At 63.6% G+C, this 26,013-nt stretch carries 24 protein-coding genes; 16 read left to right on the top strand and 8 right to left on the bottom strand.

The genetic code is table 11. The features are described 5' to 3' along the window. The first annotated feature begins 1 nt into the window (after position 1). Both AC3IQ7_RS27605 and AC3IQ7_RS27600 read left to right on the top strand, forming a co-directional pair. Complete coding sequence (locus AC3IQ7_RS27605; protein ID WP_489207877.1) at positions 2-847, top strand: ABC transporter ATP-binding protein; 846 nt, start codon at positions 2-4, stop codon at positions 845-847. Beyond that, the gene (locus tag AC3IQ7_RS27600; protein ID WP_489207876.1) at positions 844-1,716 is read left to right on the top strand and encodes an ABC transporter permease; all 873 of its coding nucleotides are present in this window, start codon (positions 844-846) and stop codon (positions 1,714-1,716) included. The genes AC3IQ7_RS27605 and AC3IQ7_RS27600 overlap by 4 nt, the downstream gene beginning before the upstream one ends. A 12-nt stretch (positions 1,717-1,728) precedes the next feature. Here AC3IQ7_RS27600 and AC3IQ7_RS27595 read toward each other — a convergent pair whose 3' ends face one another. Next, complete coding sequence (locus tag AC3IQ7_RS27595; protein WP_199534205.1) at positions 1,729-2,622, bottom strand: HTH-type transcriptional regulator ArgP; 894 nt, start codon at positions 2,620-2,622, stop codon at positions 1,729-1,731. 137 nt (positions 2,623-2,759) lie between these two features. Here AC3IQ7_RS27595 and AC3IQ7_RS27590 point away from each other — a divergent pair, with 137 nt between their 5' ends. The 5 genes from AC3IQ7_RS27590 to AC3IQ7_RS27570 all read left to right on the top strand — a co-directional run bounded on the left by AC3IQ7_RS27590 (position 2,760) and on the right by AC3IQ7_RS27570 (position 9,217). Further along, positions 2,760-5,189 (top strand): penicillin-binding protein 1A, encoded by a 2,430-nt coding sequence (locus AC3IQ7_RS27590; RefSeq protein WP_489207875.1) that lies wholly within the window; start codon positions 2,760-2,762, stop codon positions 5,187-5,189. 4 nt (positions 5,190-5,193) lie between these two features. Beyond that, a complete protein-coding gene (locus tag AC3IQ7_RS27585) occupies positions 5,194-5,817 on the top strand; it encodes a trimeric intracellular cation channel family protein (protein WP_099376350.1) in 624 nt (207 codons plus the stop codon). 97 nt (positions 5,818-5,914) lie between these two features. Further along, positions 5,915-7,792 carry a beta-propeller domain-containing protein gene (locus tag AC3IQ7_RS27580; RefSeq protein ID WP_489207873.1) on the top strand — a complete coding sequence of 626 codons (1,878 nt, stop codon included), beginning with the start codon at positions 5,915-5,917 and terminating at the stop codon, positions 7,790-7,792. A gap of 49 nt (positions 7,793-7,841) precedes the next feature. Further along, positions 7,842-8,408, top strand: a complete 567-nt coding sequence (locus AC3IQ7_RS27575; RefSeq protein ID WP_233515980.1) for a sigma-70 family RNA polymerase sigma factor — start codon at positions 7,842-7,844, stop codon at positions 8,406-8,408. Then, positions 8,405-9,217, top strand: a complete 813-nt coding sequence (locus AC3IQ7_RS27570; RefSeq protein ID WP_489207872.1) for a hypothetical protein — start codon at positions 8,405-8,407, stop codon at positions 9,215-9,217. Before AC3IQ7_RS27575 ends, AC3IQ7_RS27570 begins: the two co-directional genes overlap by 4 nt. Positions 9,218-9,223: 6 nt before the next feature. Here AC3IQ7_RS27570 and AC3IQ7_RS27565 read toward each other — a convergent pair whose 3' ends face one another. Beyond that, complete coding sequence (locus AC3IQ7_RS27565; protein ID WP_489207871.1) at positions 9,224-10,369, bottom strand: MFS transporter; 1,146 nt, start codon at positions 10,367-10,369, stop codon at positions 9,224-9,226. Positions 10,370-10,652: 283 nt separating this feature from the next. Between AC3IQ7_RS27565 and AC3IQ7_RS27560 the strand changes: the two genes are divergently transcribed. The 9 genes from AC3IQ7_RS27560 to AC3IQ7_RS27520 all read left to right on the top strand — a co-directional run bounded on the left by AC3IQ7_RS27560 (position 10,653) and on the right by AC3IQ7_RS27520 (position 20,622). Continuing rightward, positions 10,653-11,420 (top strand): gamma-glutamyl-gamma-aminobutyrate hydrolase family protein, encoded by a 768-nt coding sequence (locus tag AC3IQ7_RS27560; RefSeq protein ID WP_489207870.1) that lies wholly within the window; start codon positions 10,653-10,655, stop codon positions 11,418-11,420. A gap of 58 nt (positions 11,421-11,478) precedes the next feature. Continuing rightward, complete coding sequence (locus AC3IQ7_RS27555; protein ID WP_099376355.1) at positions 11,479-12,849, top strand: glutamine synthetase family protein; 1,371 nt, start codon at positions 11,479-11,481, stop codon at positions 12,847-12,849. Positions 12,850-12,861: 12 nt separating this feature from the next. Further along, positions 12,862-14,322: an aspartate aminotransferase family protein gene (locus AC3IQ7_RS27550; RefSeq protein WP_489207869.1), complete on the top strand. Its 1,461-nt coding sequence runs from the start codon at positions 12,862-12,864 to the stop codon at positions 14,320-14,322. A 134-nt stretch (positions 14,323-14,456) separates the two neighbouring features. Beyond that, positions 14,457-15,605, top strand: coding sequence for an ABC transporter ATP-binding protein (locus AC3IQ7_RS27545; protein WP_322425974.1), 1,149 nt, complete (start codon positions 14,457-14,459; stop codon positions 15,603-15,605). 7 nt (positions 15,606-15,612) lie between these two features. Continuing rightward, the gene (locus AC3IQ7_RS27540; protein ID WP_219308314.1) at positions 15,613-16,542 is read left to right on the top strand and encodes an ABC transporter permease subunit; all 930 of its coding nucleotides are present in this window, start codon (positions 15,613-15,615) and stop codon (positions 16,540-16,542) included. After that, entirely contained in the window at positions 16,539-17,384 is an 846-nt protein-coding gene (locus AC3IQ7_RS27535; RefSeq protein WP_489207868.1) for an ABC transporter permease, read from the top strand. Before AC3IQ7_RS27540 ends, AC3IQ7_RS27535 begins: the two co-directional genes overlap by 4 nt. Positions 17,385-17,420: 36 nt before the next feature. Further along, positions 17,421-18,908 (top strand): aldehyde dehydrogenase, encoded by a 1,488-nt coding sequence (locus AC3IQ7_RS27530; protein ID WP_489207867.1) that lies wholly within the window; start codon positions 17,421-17,423, stop codon positions 18,906-18,908. Positions 18,909-19,055: 147 nt separating this feature from the next. Continuing rightward, positions 19,056-20,294 (top strand): type II toxin-antitoxin system HipA family toxin, encoded by a 1,239-nt coding sequence (locus AC3IQ7_RS27525; protein ID WP_489207866.1) that lies wholly within the window; start codon positions 19,056-19,058, stop codon positions 20,292-20,294. 1 nt (position 20,295) lies between these two features. After that, entirely contained in the window at positions 20,296-20,622 is a 327-nt protein-coding gene (locus AC3IQ7_RS27520) for a helix-turn-helix transcriptional regulator (RefSeq protein WP_322425978.1), read from the top strand. Between the two features lie 20 nt (positions 20,623-20,642). Here AC3IQ7_RS27520 and panB read toward each other — a convergent pair whose 3' ends face one another. The 6 genes from panB to AC3IQ7_RS27490 form a co-directional block, all read right to left on the bottom strand. Further along, positions 20,643-21,518, bottom strand: coding sequence for a 3-methyl-2-oxobutanoate hydroxymethyltransferase (panB, locus tag AC3IQ7_RS27515; RefSeq protein WP_322425979.1), 876 nt, complete (start codon positions 21,516-21,518; stop codon positions 20,643-20,645). Between the two features lie 99 nt (positions 21,519-21,617). Further along, complete coding sequence (gene folK / locus AC3IQ7_RS27510; protein WP_322426420.1) at positions 21,618-22,106, bottom strand: 2-amino-4-hydroxy-6-hydroxymethyldihydropteridine diphosphokinase; 489 nt, start codon at positions 22,104-22,106, stop codon at positions 21,618-21,620. Then, positions 22,106-23,476 carry a polynucleotide adenylyltransferase PcnB gene (gene pcnB / locus AC3IQ7_RS27505; RefSeq protein WP_489207865.1) on the bottom strand — a complete coding sequence of 457 codons (1,371 nt, stop codon included), beginning with the start codon at positions 23,474-23,476 and terminating at the stop codon, positions 22,106-22,108. The genes folK and pcnB overlap by 1 nt, the downstream gene beginning before the upstream one ends. Continuing rightward, positions 23,469-24,140 carry a histidinol-phosphatase gene (locus AC3IQ7_RS27500; RefSeq protein ID WP_322426421.1) on the bottom strand — a complete coding sequence of 224 codons (672 nt, stop codon included), beginning with the start codon at positions 24,138-24,140 and terminating at the stop codon, positions 23,469-23,471. Before AC3IQ7_RS27500 ends, pcnB begins: the two co-directional genes overlap by 8 nt. Next, on the bottom strand, positions 24,140-24,808 hold the full coding sequence (gene hda, locus AC3IQ7_RS27495; protein WP_034788687.1) for a DnaA regulatory inactivator Hda: 669 nt from the start codon (positions 24,806-24,808) through the stop codon (positions 24,140-24,142). The genes AC3IQ7_RS27500 and hda overlap by 1 nt, the downstream gene beginning before the upstream one ends. 76 nt (positions 24,809-24,884) lie before the next feature. After that, entirely contained in the window at positions 24,885-25,967 is a 1,083-nt protein-coding gene (locus AC3IQ7_RS27490) for an AI-2E family transporter (protein ID WP_322425981.1), read from the bottom strand. Between the last annotated feature and the right edge of the window lie 46 nt (positions 25,968-26,013).

Raw genomic sequence — 26,013 nt, 5'->3', positions numbered from 1 at the left:
CATGAACGCACCCGCTTTTCACCTGGTACGTCCTCCGGTTGCCTTGCAGCCCTTGCTCAGCGTCAAACATGTCAGCCTGGAATACCGCACCGAGCAGCGTACCGTGCGCGCCACGCACGACGTCAGTTTCGACGTGTTCCGGGGCGACCGTTTCGTGCTGCTGGGGCCATCCGGCTGCGGCAAGTCGTCCTTGCTGAAGGCCGTGGCCGGTTTCATCGCGCCGCGCGCGGGCAGCATCGCCATGCAGGGCCAGCCCATCCATAAACCGGGGCCGGACCGTGTCGTCGTGTTCCAGGAATTCGATCAGTTGCCGCCATGGAAGACTGTGCTGGAAAACGTCATGTTCCCCTTGCTGGCCAGCAAGCGGCTGGACAAGGTGGCGGCCCGCGAGCGCGCCCATCACTGGATCGCCAAGGTGGGCCTGGCCGGCTTTGAAGATGCCCATCCGCATACCTTGTCGGGCGGCATGAAGCAGCGGGTAGCCATCGCCCGTGCCCTGGCCATGCAGCCGGAAGTGCTGCTGATGGACGAGCCGTTTGCCGCCCTCGATGCACTGACGCGGCGCAAGATGCAGCAAGAGCTGAGCCGTCTGTGGGAAGAGCTGCGCTTTACCCTTGTGTTCGTTACGCATTCGATCGAGGAAGCTTTGGTCGTGGGCAACCGCATCCTGCTGCTGTCGCCCCATCCGGGCCGGGTACGGGCCGAACTCAACAGTCATCAATTCGGCTTGCACAGCGCGGGCAGCACGGAATTCCAGGCCGCCAGCAGCCGCATCCATGGTTTGCTGTTCGATGAGGAAGTCGCTCCCGTCGGGCAAGCAGAGCCTGTCCACCGGGAGGCCGTATGAGCGCGCTGCTGGAGCCGCCTATCCGCCAGGAATTCGTCTACGCGGCGGCGCCGCCGGCCGGCGTCACCGTCGAGCAGCCGCTGTCGCGCTGGCAGCGTCTGAGCCAGCACGCGCTGTGGCGCAAGGCTTTCATTTTGCTCAGCCTGGCCTTGCTGTGGGAAGGCGCGGCGCGCTGGACGCAGAACGATTTATTGTTGCCCAGTTTTCTGCAGACGGCGCAGGCATTTATCGGCGGCATCGCCAGCGGGGAATTGCTTACGCGCACGGCTGCATCCCTGGTGGTGTTGCTGCAAGGCTATGCGGTGGGCGTGCTGGCCGCCTTCGTGCTGACCCTGCTGGCCGTGTCCAGCCGCATCGGGCGCGACCTGCTGGAAACCCTGACGGCCATGTTGAATCCCTTGCCGGCCATCGCCTTGCTGCCGCTGGCCCTGCTGTGGTTCGGCCTGGGACGCGCCAGCCTGATCTTCGTCATCGTCCATTCCGTGATGTGGCCGCTGGCCCTGAACACGTATGCGGGCTTCCAGGGCGTGCCCGAGACCCTGCGCATGGCGGGCCGCAATTACGGCTTGAACGGCTTGCGCCTGGTGCTGCACATTCTCGTGCCGGGCGCCTTGCCCTCCATCGTCTCCGGCTTGAAGATAGGCTGGGCATTCGCCTGGCGCACCCTGATCGCGGCCGAACTGGTGTTCGGCACGACGTCGGGGCAGGGCGGCCTGGGCTGGTACATCTTCCAGAACCGCAACGAGCTGTACACGGACAAGGTGTTCGCCGGCCTGGCGGCCGTCATCGTCATCGGTTTAATCGTGGAAAACCTTGGCTTTCGCAGCCTGGAGCGCGTCACGCTGAAACGCTGGGGCATGCAGCGCTAGTTCTCACGACAACTATTTCAGCATGCTGCGTGCCGCCGCGATGATTTGCCGCGACAGCTGCTCCATGCGCGGCGATTGCACTTTCCACGTGTGCCAGTACAGGGCCACGTCGGCCGGGGTCTTGGGCGTGAGCATTTCCACCAGTTCACCATCCGTGTTCGCCTTCAATAACAGTTCGGGCACCATGCCGTAGCCGAGGCCATAGCGGATGGCATTGAAGTGCGAGGTGGCGCCCGGCACGTAATGGCAGGGGTAAGCCCCTTCGGGCAGCCCCAGTGCTTCCTGCAGGAACGACGATTGCAAGGTGTCCTTGCGCGTGTAGGCGACGACGGGCGCCGTGCGCGCCGCCTTGCGCGTCAGGCCGTGCGCAAACCACTGCTGGCGGAACGCGGGCGTGGCCACCAGCCAGTAGCGCATCACGCCCAGCGGTTCGGCCGTGCAGCCGCGCATGGGCTTGGCTTCCGTGCTGATGCAGCCGATGGCCATGCCCGTCTCCAGCAAGGTATACGTGTGGTCCTGGTCTTCCACGGTCAGGTCCAGCAGCACGCGCTCGCGTATCAGCACTTCCGACAGGGCCGGGAAGAACCAGGTTCCCATCGAGTCCGCATTCAGCGCGAGCACCAGGGTCAGCGGGGCATCCTGCTGCACCGCCAGTTCCGCCTGCAAGTCCGCTTCCAGCAGCTTGGCCCGTTTCAGGTACTGCATCAGCCGCTGGCCCATGCGCGTGGCGCGCGCGGGACGGCTGCGCACGATCAGCGCATTGCCCAGCTGGCTTTCCAGCGCGCGCACCCGCTGTGAAATGGCGGGCGACGTCAGGTGCAGCCGCAGCGCCGCCTGCTCGAAGCTGCCCGTTTCGACGACGGCGCGAAACGCTTCCGTATGCTTGGGATTGAGATCCATGGCCACTGCCTAACATAAGAAAAATTTATCAATACTAAATAATACTTACTTTTTATAAGGATGGGTGTGTTGCAGTGCACAATGCCTCTTTGATGGAGTGCCGCGCGCCAGCGCGCGGCCCCCTGGCAGCAAGGAATACCACCATGGAAGCACAAGCGAACGACAGCACCACCCGCAAGCCCCAGTCCAAGCTGGCGCGCAATCTGAAATTCGGCCTGGGATTGACCCTGGGCCTGGGCGTGGCCGCCGCCCTGGCGGGCGGCTGGTGGCTGCGCCAGGCGTGGCAGGATTTGCCCGCCGTCGAGCACCTGGCCCAGTACAAGCCCGCGCTGCCGCTGCGCATTTTCTCCAGCGAAGGTGAGCTGCTGGCCGAATACGGCGAAGAGCGCCGCGAATTCCTGCCTTTGAAAGACATCCCGCTGCGCATGCGCCAGGCCTTGCTGGCCATCGAGGATGCGCGTTTCTACGAACACGGCGCCGTCGATTTCTATGGTCTGACGCGCGCCACGCTTGCCAACGTCGTCACGGGCCACCATGCGCAGGGCGCCAGCACCATCACCATGCAGGTGGCGCGCGACTTTTTCCTGTCGCGCGAAAAAACCGTGCAGCGCAAGCTGACGGAGATGCTGCTCGCCTACAAGCTGGAACAGCACTACGGCAAGGACAAGCTGCTGGAACTGTACATGAACCAGATTTACCTGGGCGAGCGCTCCTACGGTTTTTCCGCCGCCTCGAACATTTATTTCGACAAGCCGCTGGCGGACGTCAGCATCGCCGAAGCGGCCATGCTGGCCGGCTTGCCGAAGGCGCCGTCGGCCTACAACCCGGTCGCCAATCCGCAGCGCGCCACCGTGCGCCAGCATTACATCCTGCAGCGCATGCGCGAACTCGGCTACATCACGCCGGCCGAATACACGGCCGCCGTGGCGGAAAAACTGGCGCTGAACAAGGACCGCAACAGCTCCGTGCACGCGGCCGCGTATGCGGTCGAGGAAGCGCGTCAACTGATCCTGCAAAGCTATCCCGAAGGCGCTTACAGCATGGGCCTGGACGTGACGACCACCATCCGCATGGCGCCGCAAATCGCGGCCGACAAGTCGCTGCGCGATGGGCTCTTGAATGCGCAGGCACGGCGTGGCTACCGTGGCCCGGAAGCGCGCCTGGCCGCTTCCGAAGACGGCGTGGCGCGCCAGCTGGCCGCCTACCCGGACAGCGGAGAATTGCGCGCCGCGCTCGTGCGCAAGGTCGATACCGCCGGCAAGCGCCAGCTGACGGCGCAGCTGCGCAATGGCGACGAGATCGTGCTGACGGCATCGGATGCGCGCCTGGGCGGCAAGCTGCAGTGGGATGGCAAGCGCGCCATCGTCGCGGGCAGCGTGATCCGCGTGGTGCGCGACGCGGCGAAAAAGGGCTGGCTGGTGAGCCAGTTGCCCGAGATGGAAGGCGCGCTCATTTCCGTCGAGGCGCACAGCGGCGAAATCGTCGCCATGGCGGGCGGCTTCGATTTCTACCGCAATCACTACAACCATGCCATGCAGGCCTACCGCCAGCCCGGTTCCAGCTTCAAGCCCTTCGTGTATTCGGCGGCGCTGGAAAAGGGATATTTCCCCGGCACGGCCGTGGACGATACGCAGCGCCTGCTGCTGCCGCAGGAAACGGGTGCGCAGCCGTGGCGTCCGCGCAATTACGGCAACAATTATGAGGGCTTCATCAGCGTGCGGCGGGGCCTCGTGCGCTCGAAAAACCTCGTGGCCGTCAGCCTGATGCAGGCGGCCGGCCCTGGCTACGTGCAGCACTACGCCACGCGCTTCGGTTTTGAGGACGCGCGCAATCCCGTCTCCCTGCCGCTGGCGCTGGGCGCGGGCGCCGTCACGCCGCTGCAACTGGCGCAATCGTATGCCGTGTTTGCCAATGGCGGCATGCAGATGCCGCCAAAACTGATCAAGGAAGTGCGCAGCCGCAGCGGAGAAGTGCTGTTCAGCGATGCGGCGCCACACGCCAAGGGCGAGCCGGCACGGGGTACGCAAGTCATCTCCACGCGCAACGCCTACGTCATGGACAGCATGCTGCGCGACGTCGTCAAGAGCGGCACGGGCCGCGGCGCGCTGGCGCTGGGACGCGGCGACGCGGCCGGCAAGACGGGCACGTCGAACAATGCATACGACGCCTGGTTCGCCGGCTATTCCTCGGGCCTCGTCTCCGTCGTGTGGCTCGGCTACGACCAGCCGAAAAGCCTGGGCAACGCCACCGGGGGGACGTTGGCGCTGCCCGTCTGGCGCGACTACATGCAGGTGGCCGTGCAGGGCCGGCGCGAACAGGTGCTGGCGGAGCCGCCTGGCTTGGCGCTGCTCGATGGCGACTACGTGTATGCCGAATACCTGGCCGGCGACTGCCTGCAGGATAACTTTGCCTTTATCCACAGCAGCGTCAGTTGCGGCAGCGGCGGTGCGGACACGCGCATGGCGCACGGTGACGCTGGCGATGGCGGCTCCAGCACGGGCACGAACGAAGCGCGCACCTTGAACGAAGCGCGCGAACGCGAACAAATTCTCAAATCATTTTCGGAAGAGTAAGAGCATGCTGTTATATACGATTTACCTGGTGGCGATTGTTGCCGAAGCGATGTCCGGCGCCATCATGGGCATGCGGCGCGGCATGGACTTGTTCGGCATTTGCATGATCGGCACCGTCACGGCGCTCGGTGGCGGCACCGTGCGCGACGTGCTGCTGGGGCACTACCCGCTGGGCTGGATCGCGCATCCCGAGTACCTGCTGTTTACCATCGGCGCGGCCGTCGTCACGGCTTTTGTCGCGCGCTATCTGCACCATCTGCGCGCCGTCTTCCTGCTGGTCGATGGTCTGGGCCTGGTGGCATTTTGCGTGATCGGCTGCGATATCGCCATGTCGGCCAAGATGCATCCGGCCATCGTCGTGCTGGCGGGGATGATCACGGGCGTCTTCGGCGGCCTGCTGCGCGATATCCTGTGCAACCAGATTCCGCTCGTGCTGCAGCGTGAAGTATATGCCACCGTGGCCCTGTTTACGGGCAGCCTGTACGTGGGCCTGCTGTACTTCAAGGTCGACAGCTCGGTGGCGCAGCTGGCATCCATCGGCGCCGGCTTCCTGTTTCGTTTCCTGGCTTTGCACTTCGAGTGGCGCCTGCCGAATTTCAATGGCGACCGCATACGCGGGTTCGAGTAAGACGGCAGCTTCCTGAATATTTTTATGCGCATTTAACCCCTTTCTCCGCGCCGCTGCGTTTCATGTTGGACAACCCAGCCAAACCGGAGAAGAAGCGATGTCCAGCGCCCTCAAGATCACATTGATACTGTCCCTGCTGCTGTCGGCAGGCAGCCACGCCGCCGGCACGGCGCCGCGCAAGACCCTGGCGCCGTTCGCCAGCGAGCAGGCCTTGAGCAGCTATCTGCAGCAGTTGCAGGCGCGCCAGGCGGCACTGCAAAGGGAACAGCAGAAACTGCAGCGCGCCACGGCGCAGTCCATGTCGGCGCCGCCGGCACCTCCCGCGCCGATGGTGGCGAAGGCCGCGCCGGCAGCATCGGCAGAAGCGGCGGAATCCGTCACCAATGTGCAGACGGCGGGCGTGGACGAAGGCGGCATCGTCAAGCTGCATGGCAAGCACCTGGTGATGCTCCGGCGCGGCAAGCTGTTTACCGTGCAGGTGGGGGGCAATGCCCTGCAGCCCGTGTCCTCGCTCGACGCGTTCGCGCCGGGCAGCGACCCGTCGGGCAGCTGGTATGACGAAATGCTGATCGATGGCGACACGGTCGTGGTGATCGGCTACAGCTACAGCCGCGGCGGCACGGAGATCGGCCTGTTCGACGTCAACGCCGACGGCAAGCTGGCCTACCGCTCCACGTATCACTTGCGCTCCAACGATTATTATTCGTCGCGCAATTACGCGAGCCGCCTGGTCGGCAGCAAACTGGTGTTTTACTCGCCCCTGTCGCTGAACTTGCGCCGTGGCGATCCGTTCGGCGGCTTTCCTGCGCTGCGCCGCTGGCGTCCCGATGCCGTGCCATCCGACTTCAAGCGCATCGCCCCTGCCACGCGCATCTACCGCACCGATGAAGAACCGGAAACGGGCTTCGGCCTGACCCTGCACACGGTCACCGTGTGCGACCTGGCGCAGCGCGACATGCGCTGCGAAGCGACCGCCGTGATGGGGCCCCAAGGCCGCGTGTTTTATGTGTCGGGCGAATCCGTTTTCGTGTGGACCACGCGCCGCGGCAGCGACTCGGGCGTGTTCCGCATTCCCCTCGATGGCAGCGCGCCCAGCGCACTGAAGGTGGCCGGCGCGCCCGTCGACCAGTTCTCATTCCTCGAAAGCCCTGACGGCCACCTGAACGTGCTGCTGCGCGCCGAAGGCCAGGGCGACGCCATGTGGGATGGCGCGCGTGGGCGGGGCGACATGGCCTTGCTGCGCGTGCCATTGGCCACATTTTCCGATGGCCGCGACAGTGCGCCGGCCAGCAGCTACAAGGCGCTGCCCGGCGGTGGCGGCTACGGCTTGCAGAACCGTTATGTGGGTGCGTACCTGTTGTACGGCAATCCGGGAAATGCCGGACGTCGCAAGGCCGACCAGGCCTGGCCGCGCCAGCCGCTGTATGCCATGCGCTGGGCCGATGCGGGCAGCGTGCAAGCCTTGTCCCTGCCGCATGGCGTGGAGCGCATCGAAGCGCTGGGCGATGACGCCGTGGTGATCGGCGCGCAAGGCAAGGATCTGCACTTCAGCAGCATCCGCCTGGGCGCGCAGGCGACGATCGCCACGCGCTATATCCGCGCCGACGCGGCGCAGGGAGAGTCGCGCAGCCACGGCTTTTTCTACAAGCCGCAAGCGGCGGGTGAGGGCATGATCGGCCTGCCCATCTTGAGTGCGGACGAGCGGCCTGGCCTCAACAAGTCAGCCGCCTCCGTCCTGTATCTGCGCAACAGCGGCTTGCAGTTGACGGAACTGGGCGCGCTGGCGGCGCGGCCGGGCCAAGCGCCGGACGACGGCTGCCGCGCTTCCTGCGTGGACTGGTATGGCAATGCGCGGCCCCTGTTCCTGCAGGGCCGGGTCTTCGCCCTGCTTGGCTATGAATTGGTGGAAGGGGCGCTCAGGGATGGACAGATCCGCGAAGTACGCCGCGTCAGTTATGCGCCTGCCGCACGCTGAAGGAGCAGGGAAATTGTCGCTGCCGCGTAGTTCGGCTACACTGGTCCGCATGCCCGACACTTTACTGACCGCGACGGATGAAGACCTGATGCTGCGCTACAGCGCCGGCGACCTGCCGTCGTTTCGCGAATTGTACCGGCGCCATAGCCAGGGCCTGTACCGCTTCGTGGCCTGGCGTGCGCCGCGCCGCGCGTGGGTCGACGAGATCGTGCAGGATGCGTGGGCCAGCCTGCATGTGGCGCGTGCCGGTTACCAGCCGCAGGCGGCGTTCCGCACCTATCTGTACCAGATCGCGCGCAACCGCCTGATCGACCTACTGCGTCAGCGGGAAGGACAGGAACACGATGACGTGGGCGAATTGGCGGACGGGGGCGCATCGCCGCCGCAATCGCTGGAGCAGAAGCAGCAGCATGCGCTGCTGCATGCGGCTATCGCCGCGCTGCCGGCCGAGCAAAAGGAAGCGCTGGTGCTGCAGCAGTTCAGTGGCATGAGCATCCTCGAGATCGCCGTGGTGACGGGGGCGGAAGCGGAAACCGTCAAGAGCCGGCTGCGCTACGCCATGAAGAAATTGCGCGCGGGCTTGGACAGCGCCGCTGGCGCGGGAGGACAGGCATGAATACGCACGATCAAGATAATGAGGAACCGAACGACGCACCGAATGACGAGGAATTGAACGCGCTGCTGGCCAGCCTGCCGCAGCCGGCGCCATCCAGTGTGCTCGATGCGGCCATTCTGGCCGACGCCGAAAAGGTCTTGGCAAAACCCGTTGCCGCCAACGACAGCGCCGATGGCGTGCTGCGCACCTTACCGACCAAAAAATCACCGGACTACCTGCAGCGCTGGCGCGTTCCGCTGGGACTGGCGGCGGCCGTGCTGTTGACGGTGAACCTGATCGGCGTGGACTGGTTCGGCTCGAAGCCGGCGCAATTTCCCGTGGTAGGGGAGCCGGTCACGCAGGAGGTGATGCAGGAAGCCGCACCGGCCGCTGCATCCGGGACTGTGTCTGTGCCGCCACCGCCGGCACCGCGTGCCATGGCCAAGGCGGCACCGAGGCCGCCGGCGCAAGCCGAGCCGGCGCCAGCACCCGTGTCAGTACCCGTACCTGCGCCAGCGCCACCGGCCCCGCCACCTCCTCCGGCAATGCGGGAGGCGATGGAGCAGCAAGCCGCCATGCAGGCCGAGGCCAGCATGCAGCGCCAGGCACCGGTGCAGCGCGCGCTGGCCATGCCCGCGCCCGTCGCGGCCCGTTCCGCCCCGTTGCCGCCACCGGCCAGGCTCGACGCTTCCGTGTGGCTGGTGAAGATCGACGCCTTGCTGAAGGCCGGCGAAGGCAGTTTGGCGCACGAGGAGTGGACGGCGTTCCGGCAGGCGTATCCTGATTACCCGGTGGCCGAGGAACTGCGGCAGCGGCTGGAGAGTAAGTAAAAAACGCTAGACGATCCCCTTCCTGCGTTCCCACACGGCGCTGCCCACGAAAATGGCGGCGCATACCCACATCACGGCCGGCAGGGCGTTCACGCCCACCGATTGCATCAGAACGCCCGTCAGCAGTGGTCCGCCGCCGCTGGTGACGCCCCAGGTGGCGTTGACGATGGCGCTGGCGCTGGTCAGCGACAGCCCCGTGAAACGTTCGCCGCAGGCCACCAGCGCCAGCATGTAGATGCCGCCCGCCGCCGCGCCCAGCAACAGAAGCAAGGTCCACCACAGCCACGGCGTGCCGACGGCGAACGGCAGCAGCGGCAACAGCAGGCAGACGGCCACGCCGCATGCCGCGTGGACTTTGGCGCGGCCGAAGCGGTCGGCCATCCATCCCAGCGCGAATTGCAGGCCCGTGTCGCCCACCAGCACCACGGTGGCCGACAGCAAGGCCAGGTCCGTGCCGATGCCGTGCTCCATCGCGTACAGGGGCAGCAAGCTCAATGCCAGGGTGTCGAACAGGGCGAAGAAGGCGGCACCGAGCAGTATCATCGGCATGCGCGGCAGGATCAAGGTCCACTTCACGCCATGTTCTTCCGGTTCCTTTTCCGGGCCGCTGTTCGAGATCAGCATCAATCCCGGCACGGCCAGCAAGAACAGCAGGCCGCAGGCGGCGAAGCTCCAGCTGATCTTGTCATTGAACAGCGCCACGAGGGCGGGGCCGATCAGCTGGAAAAACGTAAAACTGGTGGTGTATATGGCCACCACGCGGCCCCGTGAATTGTCGGGCGCCAGGCGGTTTACCCACGCTTCGCCGATGGTAAACAGCACGCCCATGGCGCCGCCGAACAGGAAACGCAGCACGCTCCACGCCAGCAGGTGGTCGGTGAACTGCATGGCAATCGTCGCCAGCGAGGCTACCCACACGGCGCCCAGCATGGTGGCGCGCGCGCCGAAGCGCCCCACCCAGCGCGAGACGAACGGCGAGGCGGCCAGGATGCCGAGGGCGCTGACGGCCGTGATCATGCCGATGATGTCCGTGCCCACCCCGCGCTGGTGCAAGGTCAATGCGGTGAGCGGCATGGTGGCGCCCAGACCCAGGCCGACCACGCCGATGCTCACCACGAGGGCGAAGAAGTCGCGCCACGGCATGTGCTTCATGGCTGCCCCCGCAGAGTGAAAAAGGTACTTGAAAAGGCTGTAAAACGGTGTGGATGCATGGGAAAGTAAGGAGACTTTGCCGGTGGCGCTGGTGTTTGGCGGCGGACCGGCATATGATGATTTTAATAGAGGCAATATTGCAAAGCCGTAGTGTAGGCGATGTGTACCGCCGCTGGCCACGTCCATCGGTGTGGCCGCCCCTGCCGGCTCTGCTGTACAGTGAAGCGAGCGGCAGCGCTGTCATGGCGCTGTCATTGGATCGTCACGCCAGCGAGGTAGCTCCATGCGCCGTCCCATCGTTCTCGTTCCCGCCTGCCAGCGCCAGCTTGGCAGCCACGCCTGGCACATGGCGCAGGACAAATACCTGCATGCCGTGCTGCGCGGCGCCGGCTGCATGCCGCTGCTGCTGCCCGCACTGGGCGCGGATGCGGACCTGGAAGCGGCGCTGCACGTCGCCGACGGCGTCATGCTGACCGGTTCCGCCTCGAACGTCGACGCGCGCCTGTATGGCGAAGACATCCTGCATCCCGACCTGCCGCAAGACCCCGCGCGCGACGCTACCACCTTACCCCTTATCCGCGCCGCGCTGGCGCGCCAACTGCCCTTGCTGGCCATCTGCCGCGGCTTCCAGGAAGTCAATGTGGCACTGGGCGGCAGCCTGCACCAGGCCGTGCACGCGGTGCCGGAGATGCAGGATCACCGGGAGAATGTGCTCGACCCGCTGGCGCGCCAGTATGCGCCAGCGCACCGTATCAAGCTGATGCCCGATGGCCGGCTGTCACGGCTGCTGGGCGGCGAGAGCGAAATGATGGTCAATTCCCTGCATGGCCAGGGCATCGCCCGGCTGGCCGATGGCTTGCTGGTGGACGCCCTGGCCGACGACGGCCTGGTGGAAGCCTATACGGTGGCCAGCGCCGCCGGTTTTACCTTGGCCGTTCAATGGCACCCGGAATGGCAGGTGGAAGACAATCCGCAGTCGATGCGGCTGTTCGATGCCTTTGGCCAGGCTTGCCGCGATTACCAGGAACAGCAGCACAAAAAGAAAGAATAAATGACAGGCGCGCCGCCCGCAGTACATGGCGTTTGATCAAGACCAGCGAGAGGGAAACATGGCAATACGCGAAAATTTCACCTATACGGATATGGATTTGTGGCTCAATGAAAAGCGCGTCACGGAAATCGAATGCCTGGTCCCCGACTTGACGGGCGTGGCACGGGGGAAGATCCTGCCGCGCGGGAAATTCACCCAGGAGCGCGGCATGCGCATCCCGGAAGCGGTACTGGGCATGACGGTGACGGGCAATTACCCGGTCGATGATGGCGGCTACGACCGCGCCATTTCCAGTACCGACCGCGACATGATCTTGAAGGCCGATCCCACCACCATCACCATGGTGCCGTGGGCCACGGACCCCACCGCGCAAGTCATCCACGACTGTTATTTTTCCGACGGCGCGCTGGTCGATTTCGCTCCAAGATCCGTGCTGCGGCGCGTGCTGAAACTGTATGCGGACAAGGGCTGGAAACCCGTGGTGGCGCCGGAACTGGAGTTCTACCTGACGGCGAAAAACACGGACCCGGACTTGCCCTTGAAGCCGCCCATCGGCCGCAGCGGCCGGGCCGAGACGAGCCGCCAGGTGTACAGCATCGACGCCGTCAACGAGTTCGATCCCCTGTTCGAGGATATCTACGATTACTGCGAATTGATGAACCTTGACGTCGACACGCTGATCCATGAAATCGGCGCAGGGCAGATGGAAATCAACTTCCTGCACGGCGATCCGCTGGGCCTGGCCGACAAGGTGTTTTTCTTCAAGCGCACCCTGCGCGAAGCGGCCCTGAAACACGATATGTACGCCACCTTCATGGCCAAGCCGATGGCGGGCGAACCGGGTTCCGCCATGCACGTGCACCAGAGCGTCGTCGATGCGAAGACGGGCCTGAACATCTTCAGCAACGAGGACGGTTCGGCCGCGCCCATCTTCAAGCATTACATCGCGGGCTTGCAGCGCTACATGCCGTCGGCCATGGCCATCGTCGCGCCCTACGTGAATTCCTACCGCCGCATCGTGCGCCACACGGCGGCGCCCATCAACATCCAGTGGGGCCTGGACAACCGCACGGTGGGATTCCGCGTGCCCGAATCGGGCGTGCAGGACCGGCGCGTGGAAAACCGCATCATCGGCGCCGACGCCAATCCCTACCTGGCCCTGGCCGTCACCCTGGCCTGCGGCTACCTGGGCATGACGGAGCAGCTGGAAGCGACGCCGATGATGGTGGGCAGCGCCTATGACATGAAGTTCGAACTGCCGCAAGGCTTGCCCGAGGCCCTGCAGCTGCTGCGCGCGGAAGACAAGCTGCGCACGGTGCTGGGCGAGCGCTTCATCGACGTGTATGCGGCCATCAAGGATCTGGAACATCAGGAGTTCATGACCGTCATCAGTCCGTGGGAGCGCGAACATCTTCTGCTCCATGTTTAAGAAAGGATCTCAATGAGCACATCCAACAATCCGCTGGTGCCAAGCGCCGCTTTTGTCTCTTCCGTCGCGCAGAAAAACGCGGCGCCGCAGGTGTATGACACGGCCGCCATCCAGCAGATGGACTCGGCCCACTACCTGCATCCGTTCACCGATTTTAAGGATCTGGCAAGCAAGGGCGCGCGCGTGATCGTGCGCGGCGATGGCGTCTATCTGTGGGATAGCCAGGGCAAGAAGATCGTCGACGGCATGTCGGGCCTATGGTGCGTCAACGTGGGCTATGGCCGCACGTCGATATCGCAAGCCGTGTACCGGCAGATGGAGACGCTGCCGTTCTATAACAGCTTCTTTGGCACGACGAACGTGCCGGCCGCGCAGCTGGCCGCCAAGCTAGCGCAAATCTCGCCGCCGCAGTTCCAGCACGTCTTCTTCACCAGTTCCGGCTCCGAAGGCAACGACACGAATTTGCGCATGGTGCGTCGCTACTGGGACATCCTTGGCTACAAGGAGCGCCACACCATCATCAGCCGCCACAATGCCTATCACGGCAGCACGGTAGCGGGAGCGTCCTTGGGCGGCATGGATGGCATGCATGCGCAGGGCGGCATGCCGATACCGGGCATCGCGCATATCGGCCAGCCCAATTACCTGGAGTCGGGCCATGGCTTGACACCCGAGGCCTTCGGCTTGAAGGCGGCTGGCTGGCTGGAAGAGAAAATCATGGAAATCGGCGCCGACAAGGTGGCTGCCTTCATCGGCGAACCGGTGCAGGGCGCCGGTGGGGTCATCATCCCGCCATCGACGTATTGGCCCGAAATCCAGCGCATCTGCGACAAGTACGGCATTTTGCTCATCGCCGATGAAGTCATCTGCGGCTTCGGCCGCCTGGGGCGCTGGTTCGGTTCCGAACTGTTCGGCATCAAGCCCGACCTGATCACCTTTGCCAAGGGTGTCACGTCCGGCTATGTGCCGCTGGGCGGCGTGCTGGTGGGCGACAGGGTGGCCAAAGTGCTGATCGAGCAGGGTGGCGAATTCACGCACGGCTTCACGTATTCGGGCCACCCCGTGGCCTGCGCGGCGGCGCTGGAAAACATCCGCATCATTGAGGACGAGCAACTGGTGGCCAAGGTGGCCGAGGATACGGGGCCTTACCTGCATCAGTGCTTCGCCAGCCTGGGTGAACATCCGCTGGTCGGCTATGCGGACAGCTGCGGCCTGGTCGCGGGCCTGAACCTGGTGCGCAGGAAGGGCGCCACCGTGCACGAGAATGAGCTGTTCGACGAGGACCAGGGCGTGGGCATGATCTGCCGCGGCCACATGTTCGACAATGGCGTCATCATGCGCGCCGTGGGCGAGCGCATGATCGTCGCCCCGCCGCTGGTCATGACGCGCGCGCAGATCGATGAAATGGTGGGCTTGATACGGCTGTGCCTGGACAAGACGTACGCGGACGTGAAAGCGAAGGGCTGGGTGTAGGTTTTTTCCCCATTTTGCCGCCATCCGCGCATTTTTTGGACCGCAATGGCGGCAGTTCCGCTAAACTTCCATCCTGGCCGCTCATTGTAGCGGCCAGTTTTTCATTTTGACACCCACTTACCCAAAGCACTCACATGACGATAGCAACACCAGCCGCGTCGGCCAGCGACGCCCCAGCGCCTTTCTTGCTGATTGATCAACTGGTCAAGGAATTCGATGGCGTGCGCGCCGTCAATGATATTTCCGTGACGATCAACAAGGGCGAGATATTCGCGCTGCTGGGCAGTTCAGGTTGCGGCAAGTCGACCCTGCTGCGCATGCTGGCCGGTTTCGAGACGCCGACGTCGGGGCGCATCGCCCTGGCGGGCAACAGCATCGTCGATGTGCCGCCACACCAGCGCCCCATCAACATGATGTTCCAGTCGTACGCGCTGTTCCCGCACCTGTCCGTGTGGGACAACATCGCCTTCGGCCTGCGCCGTGATGGCTTGCCGAAGGCGGAAGTGGCGGCACGGGTCGAGCAGATGCTGGCGCTGGTGCAGCTGGGCCAGTACGCGAAGCGCAAGCCGCATCAGCTGTCGGGCGGGCAGCAGCAGCGCGTGGCGCTGGCGCGCAGCCTGGCCAAGCGGCCGCAATTGCTGCTGCTCGACGAGCCGCTGGGCGCACTGGACAAGAAACTGCGCGAACGCACGCAGATGGAACTGGTGAATATCATCGAGCAGGTGGGCGTCACCTGCGTGATGGTCACGCACGACCAGGATGAAGCCATGAGCATGGCCACGCGTATCGCCGTCATGAGCGAAGGGCGCATCCTGCAGGTGGGCGCGCCCGGCGAAATCTATGAAACGCCGAACTGCCGTTTCGTGGCCGACTTCATCGGCAGCGTCAACCTGTTCGACGGCCGCATCACGCAGGACGAAGCCGATCACGTGGTGATCGCCACGCCCGACGGCGAGCACTACGTTTCGCACGGCATCACGGGCAACCTGGGCATGGATGTCTCGGTGGCCGTGCGCCCCGAGAAAATCGGCATTCAGATCGCGCCACCTGCCCTGGACGAGCGCGCGTCACCAAAGGAACACGGCTACAACTGCGCCCAGGGCGTGATCGTCGCCATGGCGTATTTTGGCAATGAAACCAGCTATCACGTACGCCTCGACAGCGGCACGGTGGTGAAAGTCTCGCGCACCAACGCAGCCCGCCACGACGCCGCGCGCCTCGAACGCGAGCAGCGCGTGTGGCTGTGGTGGGATGGCGCCGACATCGTCGTGCTGACCAGCTGAGGCCACCATGACGTCCATTCTGCAAATGCTGCGCAACCTGGTGACCTTACGCTGGCTCACTGGCCGCAACGCCGTCATCGCCGTGCCGTCGCTGTTCCTCACGGCCGCCTTTTTGGTACCGTTTCTGATCGTGCTGCGTATCAGCCTGTCCGACATGGACACGGCGGGCAGCCCGTTCGGCGGCTTGCTGTCGTATGTCGACGGCATCGTCGTGCTGAAGGTGAAAATCGCCAATTACCTGTTCATCGCCGCCGATGAACTGTATCTGCTCACCTACCTGAGCTCACTCAAATACGCGGCCATCACCACGGCCATCTGTCTGTTCATCGGCTATCCGTTCGCCTACTTCATGGCGCGTGCCAAACCGTCCATCCGTCCCGTGCTGATGATGCTGGTGATGCTGCCGTTCTGGACCTCGTTCCTGCTGCGCGTGTATGCGTGGAAGGGCATCCTGGCCAACCACGGCTTGCTCAACGACCTGCTGATCGCGCTGGGCATCGTGAGCGAGCCGCTGCACATGATGAACACTTCGTTTTCGCTGGTGGTTGGCATGGTGTACGCCTACCTGCCGTTCATGATTTTGCCCCTGTATGCGAACCTGGTGAAAATGGACATGCGTTTCCTGGAAGCGGCGGCCGACCTGGGCGCCACGCCTTTGCAGGCGTTCTGGCGCATCACGGTGCCCCTGTCGAAATCGGGCATCATCGCCGGCGCCATGCTGGTCTTCATTCCGTCCGTGGGCGAATATGTGATTCCCGAGCTGCTGGGCGGCCCGGAAACCCTGATGATCGGCCGCGTGCTGTGGGATGAATATTTCACCAATAACGACTGGGCCATGGCTTCGTCGGTGACGGTGCTGGTGGTCTTGCTGATCCTCGTGCCGATGGCTATTTTTAACAAATACAAAACGGACCAGGACGCGGAGGAGCGCACATGAACGGACGTAATTTCCTGCAGCGCTGGTTCGGCCGCGGCTGGCTGTCGCTCGGCTATCTGTTCCTCTATCTGCCTATCATCGTGCTGATCGTTTTCTCGTTCAACAGCTCGCGCCAGGATATGGTGTGGAGCGGCTTCTCGCTGCGCTGGTACAGCGAGTTGATGAGCGATACGGAGATCATCTCGGGCTTCGGCCTGTCGCTGAAGATCGCCTTCCTGTCGGCCACCTCGTCCGTCATCCTGGGCACCTTCGCTGCCTTTGCCTTGACCAGCTACCAGCGCTTCTGTGGCCGCACCGTGTTTTCCGCCATGGTCAGCGCGCCTTTGGTGATGCCGGAAGTGATCATCGGCCTGTCTCTGCTGCTGATGCTCGTGTCCATGCAAAAGGTCTTCGGTTTTCCCGAGCGTGGCGTGCTGACGATCTGGCTCGGCCACACCTTGCTGGGCATGGCGTATGCGGCCGTGGTGGTGCAATCGCGCCTGCAGGAAATGAGCAAGTCCCTGGCCGAAGCGGCGATGGACCTGGGCTGCCGCGCGCACCAGGTGTTCTTCCTCGTGACCCTGCCGAATATCACGCAGGCGCTGGCGTCCGCCTGGCTGCTGACATTTACCCTGTCGCTCGATGACGTGGTGCTCTCGGCTTTCCTGTCCGGCCCCGGATCGACGACGATGCCGCTGGTGATCTTTTCGCGCGCGCGCCTGGGGCTCGACCCGCGCGTGAATGCGATTGCCGCGCTGACGATCCTCGTCGTGACGCTCGCCGTGATCGCGTATGCCGTGATGCTGGCGCGCGCCGACCGCAGACGCCGCAAGCAACTGTCTGCGGCGTATTTGGCGGACTAGGAGTAAGCTGGCGTTTTCATCTTGCAGGAGACGACCATGACGGAAAACACCAGCTGGCATGCACGGGCCGCAGCGCTCACGATCGATGGACGCGCCTTCATCAATGGCGAACGGGTAGGGGCCAGGTCAGGCCAGACCTTCGACAATCTGTCGCCCATCGACGGGCGCTTGCTGGGGCAAGTGGCGCGCTGCGATGGCGCCGACGTGGATGCGGCCGTGCAAGCCGCCCGCGCCGCCTTTGACGACCGCCGCTGGGCAGGCAAGTCGCCCGCGCAGCGCAAGCGGATATTGATCAAGTTTGCCGACCTGGTACAGAAATACGGTCCCGAACTGGCCCTGCTGGAAACCCTGGACATGGGCAAGCCGATCAAGTACAGCCAGAGCGTGGACGTGGGCGCCACGGCCAACTGCCTGCGCTGGTATGGCGAGGCGATCGATAAAATCTACGATGAAATCGCACCGACGCCCGCCAACAGCCTGGCCCTGATCACGCGCGAACCGGTGGGCGTCGTCGCCGCCATCGTGCCGTGGAACTACCCGATGATCATGGCGGCCTGGAAGATCGCGCCGGCCCTCGCGGCCGGCAACAGCGTGATCCTCAAACCCTCCGAAAAATCCCCGCTGACGGCCTTGCGGCTGGCCGATATCGCGCTGGAAGCGGGTGTGCCGGCGGGCGTCTTCAACGTGCTGCCCGGTTACGGCAACGAGGCGGGCGCCGCGCTGGCGCTGCACATGGATGTCGATTGCATCGGCTTTACGGGTTCCACGCGCACGGGCAAGTTGATCGTGCAAATGGCGGGCCAGTCGAATTTGAAACGGGCGTGGACGGAACTGGGCGGTAAATCCGCCAACATCGTCTGCGCCGATTGCCCGGACCTGGACAAGGCCGTGGCCGCCGCCGTCGGCTCCATCTTTTTCAACCAGGGCGAAAGCTGCAACGCGCCTTCGCGCCTGTTCGTGGAAGCATCGATCAAGGAAGAATTCCTGGCCAAGGCGTTGGCCATGCTGCCCCGCTTCCAGCCTGGCGACCCGCTCGACGAAGTTACCGTCATGGGCGCCATCGTCGACGCCACCCAGATGCAAACGGTGATGGGCTATATCGCGGCCGGCAAGAGCGAAGGCGCGCAGCTGCTCGGTGGCGGCGAGGCCGTGCGCGCGGAGACGGGTGGCTACTATGTGCAGCCGACCATCTTCGGCGTGGATGCGAGCATGACGATCGCGCGCGAAGAGATATTCGGGCCTGTCTTGTCCGTGCTGGGCTTTACGGATATCGCCGAAGCGGTGCAACAGGCCAACGCCACGCCGTACGGCTTGCAGGCGGCCGTATGGACCTCGGACATCACCAAGGCCATCCAGACGGCGCGCGCCCTGCGTGCCGGCACCGTGCACGTCAACCAGTACGACGGCGACGACATCACCGTGCCGTTCGGCGGCTACAAGCAGTCGGGCAACGGGCGTGACAAGTCGCTGCACGCACTGGACAAGTACACGGAGCTGAAGACGACTTGGATACAGGTGGGCTAGTGTGCGTCGATTATCGCGATAATTAGCTCCTATATGATCTAATTATTGGCAAAAATATGCTAAATTAGGCGTTATAGGGACTATTTTGGGGGCGGTATGGAGTGTCATTTTCAAATCTTTCATGAGGAAGTATGGAAAGATTGTGCATTGCTTACCCTGCTCGAACCCGCCGGCGGCAACCCCCGTACTGCCACGCTGTTTGAATACGACCTCGATTATGCCTTCGAGAAAAAAGTCGAACCCGTATCGCTGCGCTTTCCCGTCACGGCAGATATGCAGAAGCTGGCGCAATGGCCAGCCTTTGTGTTTGACCTGATCCCCCAGGGGAGCGGGCGTGCGTATCTGCTGGGGCAGCTGCAACTGACGGATGGTCCTGCCGCCGATTTTCCGTTGATGTGCGCCGGCGCCTTCAATCCCATCGGGTGTGTCCGAGTTGCCGAGGCAGTGCAATACTATGAACAGCATCTTGCCCGCCACGAGACCGATACACCCATGCACGGGTTGTCATTGGAAGACATCATTGGCCCCGGCGAGGTATTTCACGAACGCATGCTGGTACACAGCATGCTGGCAGCAGGTAGCCTCGGTGTCCAGGGCGCGGCGCCGAAATATTTGCTGACGACGGACCATGACGGAATGTGGCATGCGGATGGCGCATTGGCCGACGAGCTCGCGGCAGCGCATTTTATCGTCAAGCGGGCGCGGGGCAAGACCCCGAGCGATGACAAGGTGCTGAGAAATGAAGCGGCCTACATGCGCGTGGCGAGCGCGATGGGCTTGCGGACGGCTGGTGAGCTTCGCTACCAGGAAGATACCCTGTTCATTCCACGCTTTGACCGGATAGTCCGGGATGGCAAGGTACTTCGCCTGCATCAGGAAAGTGCGGCTTCGTTGGCCGGCATCGTGGGATTTGAAGCTTCGCCCAGCCAGTTCGAGCTGTTGCAGGCATTGCGCGCCGTCGTCAGCGACAAGACCACCGAGACCGTTGAATTCCTCAAGCGCGACATATTGAACCTGGCCATGCGCAATACCGATAACCACGCACGCAATACCGCCGTTCAAAAGATCGGTGCCAACGTGCGTCTCACGCCCTTGTTTGATTTCGCGCCCATGTATCTGGACCCGGCAGGCATTGCGCGGGCAGCGCGCTGGTACCATCCGATCGGTAAAAAAGAGCTGCATGCATGGCCTGCCATTCTGGCCGCCATGGATATTGCCGACGTGGAGCGCAATCACATTCAGCTTGAACTTTACCGCTTCGGCCAACGACTCGTCGAGCTGGAGCGGCACATGCTGCAGGCAGGCGTGGATGACGATATCGTCGCCTTTCTCAGGCCTCACATCGCCACACAGATCGAACAATTGAGCGCGCTGGGGGAGCACTGAGATGGCGCGCACCCATATCGACAAGGAACAGCTCAGGCAGCGCAGGGCGGTGCTCTACGACGCCATCGCGCGCGGTGAAGTCACGCTCCAGCATGCGGTGAAGGAGATGCGCGCCATCTCGCGCCTGACGCAGGCGCAATTTGCGGAACACCGAGGGGTCAGCCTGAAAACCATCAAGGAAATCGAGAGCGGCAAGGGTAATCCGACCATCCAGTCACTGAACCGGATAGGGCAGTTTTTTGGACTGGAGGTGGCGTTTGTACGGACAGAAACGCTACGCGCCAAGAAAATCGCCCCGGCAGTTACCGAGGCGATATCATCTGAATAGCAGCAATCAGAAGCCGTGTGTCAGAAGCAGTGTTCCAGCGCCGGGAAGCTGCCATCCTTGACTGCTTTGACGTAGCCGGTGACGGCGTCGTCGATGCTGGCCGCGCCTTCCATGAAGTTGCGCACGAAACGCGCCTTGCGGCCTGGGAAGACGCCCAGCATGTCGTGCATGACGAGCACCTGGCCCGAGCAGTCGGGACCTGCGCCGATGCCGATGGTGGGGATCGTCAGCATGTCGGTCACTTCCTTGCCCAGTTGCGTCGGCATCGCTTCCATCAACACGATGGCGGCGCCCGCGTTTTGCAGTACCAGCGCGTCGTTCTTCAGCTCCGCCGCGCTTTCCGTGCTCTTGCCCTGCACTTTATAGCCGCCCAGCTGGTGCACGAATTGCGGCGTCAGGCCGATGTGGGCGCAGATGGGAATGCCGCGCTCGGAGAGGAAACGGACCGTCTCGGCCAGCCAGGCGCCGCCTTCGATCTTGATCATGTGCGCGCCAGCCTGCATCAGGATGACGGCGTTGGCATAGGCTGTCTCGGGCGTGCCGTACGCGCCAAACGGCAGGTCGGCAACGATCATGGCCGACTTGCTGCCGCGCGCCACGGAAGCCGTGTGGTAAGCCAGTTCGGCCACGGTGACGGGCAGGGTGGAATTGTGGCCATTGCAGACCATGCCGAGCGAATCGCCGATCAGCAGGATCTCCACGCCGCAACGGTCCATCAGGGACGCGAAGCTGGCGTCATAGCAGGTCAGCATGGTGATTTTTTCGCCGGCGGCGCGCAGCGTGGCCAGCGTGTGGATGGTCACGGCCTTGTTGGCGACAGGTTTGGATGGCGCCGGCGCCGGTGTGGCGGCCTTGTCTTTTGCGGCCAGATCTGTTCCTTGCAAATAAGCGGACATAGGTATTCTCTAGAGTGAAAGGGGTACGACGCCGCTAGTGTAGTACTTTATGCGGCGTGCTGCAGGGACGGCATTGTAGTGTATGTCTGGCGCCGTGGCTCAGAGCTTGCTGATGGCCTGGTCGGCCACGCCCGGCAGGTAGTCCTGTGCCGGCCCGAGTCCGGGCACGACGATGGCGGGCGCCAGGGCCAGCAGCGGCACCAGCACGAAGGCGCGCTCGGTGATGCGCGGATGCGGCACCGTCAGGGTGGCGCTGGCGATCCGTTCCTCGCCGTACAGCAGCAAGTCCAGGTCCAGGGTGCGCGGGGCGTTGCGGTAGGGCCGTTCGCGCCCGTGCGCCGCCTCGATGGCGTGCAGGGCCTGCAGCAATTCTTCTGCCGGCAGGGTGGTGCTGATGCGCGCCACGGCGTTGATGTAGTCGTCACCGCTGGAATCGATGGGCGCCGTGCGGTAGCTGGCCGAGGCGTCCACCAGGGACGCGCCAGGCAGGCGCGCCAGGCGCGCAAGCGCATCGTGCACATTCGCGCGCGCGTCGCCCAGGTTGGCGCCGATGCCGATGTAAGCGGTGACCAGCGCAGGTGCGTCCATTATTCCTCGCTGCTGCCGGTGGTCGAGCCGCCCGTGCCCGTCTTGCTGCGCGTGCTGCGGCGTGGCGGGCGCTTTTTCTTGACGGCGCCCGGTGCGGCATTGGCGCTGACGAGCAGCGCTTCGCGCGTTTCCTCGTCACCTTCATAAAAGGCCGTCCACCATTCGCCGATATCCATGTCGATCTCGCCCGAGGCGCAGCGCAGCAGCAGGAAGTCGTAGCCGGCGCGGAAGCGCAGGTGCTCGAGCAGTTTGTACGGTGCCTTGCCGACCCGGCGCTCGAAGCGCGGCTGCATCGACCAGATGTCGCGCATGTCGGAACCGATCTTGCGCTGCAAGGCCAGTTTTTCCGTCTGCGAATCGAGCACGTCGTCGGCCGCCAGGTGCAGCGCGGGAATCGTCGATTCGCCGGCGGCGCGGTAGGCCGTCCATTTTTCCAGCACCTGGTGCCACAGCAGCGAGGCAAACAGGAAGCCCGGCGAGACGGTCTTGCCGGCGGCGATGCGCTGGTCCGTGGCGTCCAGCGCCAGGGTGACGAATTTCGCGCCCAGCGGCTGCTCCAGCACCACGTCGAGCAGCGGCAGCAGGCCGTGATGCAAGCCTTCCTTGCGCAGCTGCTGCAAACAGGCCAGCGCGTGGCCGCTCATCAGGAGTTTCAGCATCTCGTCGAACACGCGCGGCGCCGGCACGTTGTTGATCAGCGGCGCCATGATGGGGATCGGCGCGGCCGTGTGCGGCTCGATGGTGAATTTCAGCTTGGCGGCGAAGCGCACCACGCGCAGCATGCGCACGGGGTCTTCGCGGTAGCGCTCTTCCGGTTTGCCGATCATGCGCAAGGTCTTGGCGCGGATGTCTTCCACCCCGCCGTGGTAATCGAGCACTTCCTGCGTGGCCGGGTTGTAGTACATGGCGTTGATGGTGAAGTCGCGGCGCAGCGCGTCTTCGTGCTGCAAGCCGAAGGTGTTGTCGCGCAGGACGCGGCCATGTTCATCCTTGGGCGCGGAGTCTGCGCCGGCGCCGCGGAAGGTCGTCACTTCCAGCAAATCCTGGCCGAACATCACGTGCACGATCTGGAAGCGCTTGCCGATGATGAAGGCGCGGCGGAACAAGCGCTTGACCTGTTCCGGCGTGGCGTTGGTGGCGATGTCGAAGTCTTTCGGTTTCACGCCCAGCAGCAGGTCGCGCACGGCGCCGCCGACGACAAAGGCCTCGAAACCCGCTTCCTGCAGGCTGCTGGTGACGCGGATGGCATTCGACGACACCAGTTTCGGGTCGATTCCGTGTTGCGCAGGACCGAGCACGACGGGTGCCGTGGTGTCGCGCGCTGCCTCTTTTTTAACGCCGAGGATCTTGCGGATGAATTTTTTAATCATTGAATAAGTGGAGTGATGGCCAGCCGTGGAGGGATGCGTGTGCGCTCAAAGCGGTGTTGGGATTGGTCGCGACAGGGTGGGTCACGACCGACAGCAAGGGAATGTCGTTATGCGAATCGCTGTAAAAATAGCTGCGCTCGAACTGCCCCAGTTCCTTGCCCATCTTTTCCAGCCAGGCATGGGTGTGGGTCAGCTTGCCCGCGCCCAGGGTAGGCGTACCGACCAGCTTGCCCGTGACATTGCCTGCGTCGTCATACTCGGGCATGGCGGCCAGCAAGTGCTCGACGCCCAGCGCATCGGCGATGGGTTTGGTGATGAAATGGTTGGTCGCCGTGACGATGGCCAGCAGGTCGCCCGCGTCCTGGTGCTGTTTCAGCAGGGCCACGACTTCGGGGCGGATGGCCGGCAAGACCACTTCGGCCATGAATTGCTTGTGCAGCGCTTCCAGGCGTTCGCGCGGGAATTGCGCCAGGGTGCCGAGGGAAAATTCCAGGTATTCCACCGGATCGAGCGTGCCGGCCTGGTATTGCGCGAAAAATTCGTCGTTGCGGCGGGTGAATTCGGCGGCGTCCACGGCACCGATGCGTACCAGGAATTCGCCCCACTCATGATCCGAGTCGATGGGCAGCAGGGTGTGGTCGAGGTCAAACAGGGCCAGATTCATCATTCTTTCGCTTCCGCCTGCAACAACTCGCGCAACAATGGCAAGGTGATCGGGCGTTGGGTTTCAAGGGAGTAGAGGTCGAGAGAGTCCAGCATCGTTGACAGCGAACGCATGTCGCGCCGGAAATGGGACAGCAGATAGGGTAACACGCCGGGCGACAAGGTCAAGCCGCGGGTGGTGGCCGCCTGGGTCAGGGCGGCGATTTTTTCATCGTCGGTCAAGCCGTGGATCTGATAGATCAGGCCCCAGCCCATGCGCGTGCGCAAGTCTTCGCGCACGGGCAGCACGGCGGGCGGCACGGCGCCGCTGCACACCATATAGGCCTTGTTGGCGCGGATTTCATTGAACAGGGCAAAGGCGTCGATCTGCGCCAGCGGCGACAGTTTTTCGCAGTCGTCGAGCAGGTACAGGTCGACGTCGGGCGAATACACGAATTCGGACTCGATCGAGAATGGCGAAATATAGCGCGCGCGCTCGGTGCTGGCCAGGGCCTTGAGCAGGTGGCTCTTGCCGGCGGCCAGTTCGCCCCACAAGTAGGCAAAATGTTCGCGCGACGTGCGCGCGGCGAACTGGCGCATCAGCTGCGCCACTTCGGCATTCTGTCCCACCTCGAAGGTATCGAGGCTGTGCGCCTGGTCTGTGCCTAAATCGAGCACCAGTTGTTTCATGGCGTACGCCTTGTCCTGTTTTTCATTACTGCATGTGCATCGTGGTATTGCTAGGTTGATATGATATCCGCTTTTACTAGGTATTATAGAAGCTGCTGGAGAGGTAGTGGCGTCTTAGATGCTTAAAAGCGACCATCAGCACGGCAGAAGCGGGTAAAGCGAGCAAAACGCCGACGAAACCGAACAATTGTCCGAAAGCCAATAAAGCGAAGATCACGGCCAGCGGATTTAAACCGATGCGCTCGCCCACCAGGCGCGGCGTGAGGAAAAAGCCTTCGATGACCTGGCCGCAGCCGTAGATGACGGCCACGGCGATGACGCCGCTCCAGTCGGCAAACTGCAGCAGGGCGGCGATCAGCGCCAGCATCAGCCCCAGGCCGAAGCCCAGGTAGGGAATGAACACCAGCAAGCCAGTGATGATGCCCACAGGCAATGCCACTTCAAAACCGGCGATGGCCAGCGCCGCTGAGTAATACGTAGCCAGCACCAGCATGACGAGTAACTGGCCGCGCAGGTATTGCGCCAGCAGGGTGTCGACTTCCTGCGCCATGCCCACCGTGCGGCCGACCCAGCGGCGCGGTACGGCGCCGGCGATGCGCGCCAGCATCGGATGCCAGTCCAGCAACAGATAGAACAGCACCACGGGAATCAGCACCACGGTGGCCAGCCAGCCCAGCACGGCCGTGCCGCCGATGCGGGCCGAGGCGAGTACCGTGCTCCAGATTTCATCGCCGCTGGTGGCCATCTGCTGGCTCAACATGCGTTTGATGCCCGTGCCATCGAGGCGCACGCGGATGCCCAGATCGCGCAGTTTCGGCGCCAGGAACTCGTTCGCCTTGCTGAGAAATTGGGGGATTTGCGCCTGCAGCAAGGGGATTTCCTTCTGCAACACGGGCACGACGATCAGCACGAGCGCCGTAATGGCGAGGAAAAACAACACTACGACGACCAGCACGGCCAGCGGACGGGGTACATAAAAACGCTTGTAATGCAGGCGCTGCAATCGGTCCACGCCGGGATTGAGCACGTAGGCGAGGATGGCGGCGGCCAGGAAGGGCGTCAGGATGGGACCGAGGCTGACGAGCAGCAGCAAGAATGCCAGCCAGACCGCGATCCAAAATGCTGTTTGCTTCTGTTCGGCGGTGATGGCGAATGGCATGTAGTTTGTGCTGTTGCGTTAAAAAAAGGCAGTTAATTACGAAATG

The sequence above is a fragment of the Janthinobacterium sp. GL_088 genome, assembly GCF_057837845.1.
This window is presented reverse-complemented; position numbering and strand designations above follow the sequence as displayed.

Excerpts from the sequence above, each read along its gene's own strand:
- AC3IQ7_RS27605 (WP_489207877.1), top strand. The coding sequence starts at position 2 with ATGAACGCACCCGCTTTTCACCTGGTACGTCCTCCGGTTGCCTTGCAG.
- AC3IQ7_RS27600 (WP_489207876.1), top strand. The coding sequence starts at position 844 with ATGAGCGCGCTGCTGGAGCCGCCTATCCGCCAGGAATTCGTCTACGCG.
- AC3IQ7_RS27590 (WP_489207875.1), top strand. The coding sequence starts at position 2,760 with ATGGAAGCACAAGCGAACGACAGCACCACCCGCAAGCCCCAGTCCAAG.
- AC3IQ7_RS27585 (WP_099376350.1), top strand. The coding sequence starts at position 5,194 with ATGCTGTTATATACGATTTACCTGGTGGCGATTGTTGCCGAAGCGATG.
- AC3IQ7_RS27580 (WP_489207873.1), top strand. The coding sequence starts at position 5,915 with ATGTCCAGCGCCCTCAAGATCACATTGATACTGTCCCTGCTGCTGTCG.
- AC3IQ7_RS27575 (WP_233515980.1), top strand. The coding sequence starts at position 7,842 with ATGCCCGACACTTTACTGACCGCGACGGATGAAGACCTGATGCTGCGC.
- AC3IQ7_RS27570 (WP_489207872.1), top strand. The coding sequence starts at position 8,405 with ATGAATACGCACGATCAAGATAATGAGGAACCGAACGACGCACCGAAT.
- AC3IQ7_RS27565 (WP_489207871.1), bottom strand. The coding sequence starts at position 10,369 with ATGAAGCACATGCCGTGGCGCGACTTCTTCGCCCTCGTGGTGAGCATC.
- AC3IQ7_RS27560 (WP_489207870.1), top strand. The coding sequence starts at position 10,653 with ATGCGCCGTCCCATCGTTCTCGTTCCCGCCTGCCAGCGCCAGCTTGGC.
- AC3IQ7_RS27555 (WP_099376355.1), top strand. The coding sequence starts at position 11,479 with ATGGCAATACGCGAAAATTTCACCTATACGGATATGGATTTGTGGCTC.
- AC3IQ7_RS27550 (WP_489207869.1), top strand. The coding sequence starts at position 12,862 with ATGAGCACATCCAACAATCCGCTGGTGCCAAGCGCCGCTTTTGTCTCT.
- AC3IQ7_RS27545 (WP_322425974.1), top strand. The coding sequence starts at position 14,457 with ATGACGATAGCAACACCAGCCGCGTCGGCCAGCGACGCCCCAGCGCCT.
- AC3IQ7_RS27540 (WP_219308314.1), top strand. The coding sequence starts at position 15,613 with ATGACGTCCATTCTGCAAATGCTGCGCAACCTGGTGACCTTACGCTGG.
- AC3IQ7_RS27535 (WP_489207868.1), top strand. The coding sequence starts at position 16,539 with ATGAACGGACGTAATTTCCTGCAGCGCTGGTTCGGCCGCGGCTGGCTG.
- AC3IQ7_RS27530 (WP_489207867.1), top strand. The coding sequence starts at position 17,421 with ATGACGGAAAACACCAGCTGGCATGCACGGGCCGCAGCGCTCACGATC.
- AC3IQ7_RS27520 (WP_322425978.1), top strand. The coding sequence starts at position 20,296 with ATGGCGCGCACCCATATCGACAAGGAACAGCTCAGGCAGCGCAGGGCG.
- panB (WP_322425979.1), bottom strand. The coding sequence starts at position 21,518 with ATGTCCGCTTATTTGCAAGGAACAGATCTGGCCGCAAAAGACAAGGCC.
- folK (WP_322426420.1), bottom strand. The coding sequence starts at position 22,106 with ATGGACGCACCTGCGCTGGTCACCGCTTACATCGGCATCGGCGCCAAC.
- pcnB (WP_489207865.1), bottom strand. The coding sequence starts at position 23,476 with ATGATTAAAAAATTCATCCGCAAGATCCTCGGCGTTAAAAAAGAGGCA.
- AC3IQ7_RS27500 (WP_322426421.1), bottom strand. The coding sequence starts at position 24,140 with ATGAATCTGGCCCTGTTTGACCTCGACCACACCCTGCTGCCCATCGAC.
- hda (WP_034788687.1), bottom strand. The coding sequence starts at position 24,808 with ATGAAACAACTGGTGCTCGATTTAGGCACAGACCAGGCGCACAGCCTC.
- AC3IQ7_RS27490 (WP_322425981.1), bottom strand. The coding sequence starts at position 25,967 with ATGCCATTCGCCATCACCGCCGAACAGAAGCAAACAGCATTTTGGATC.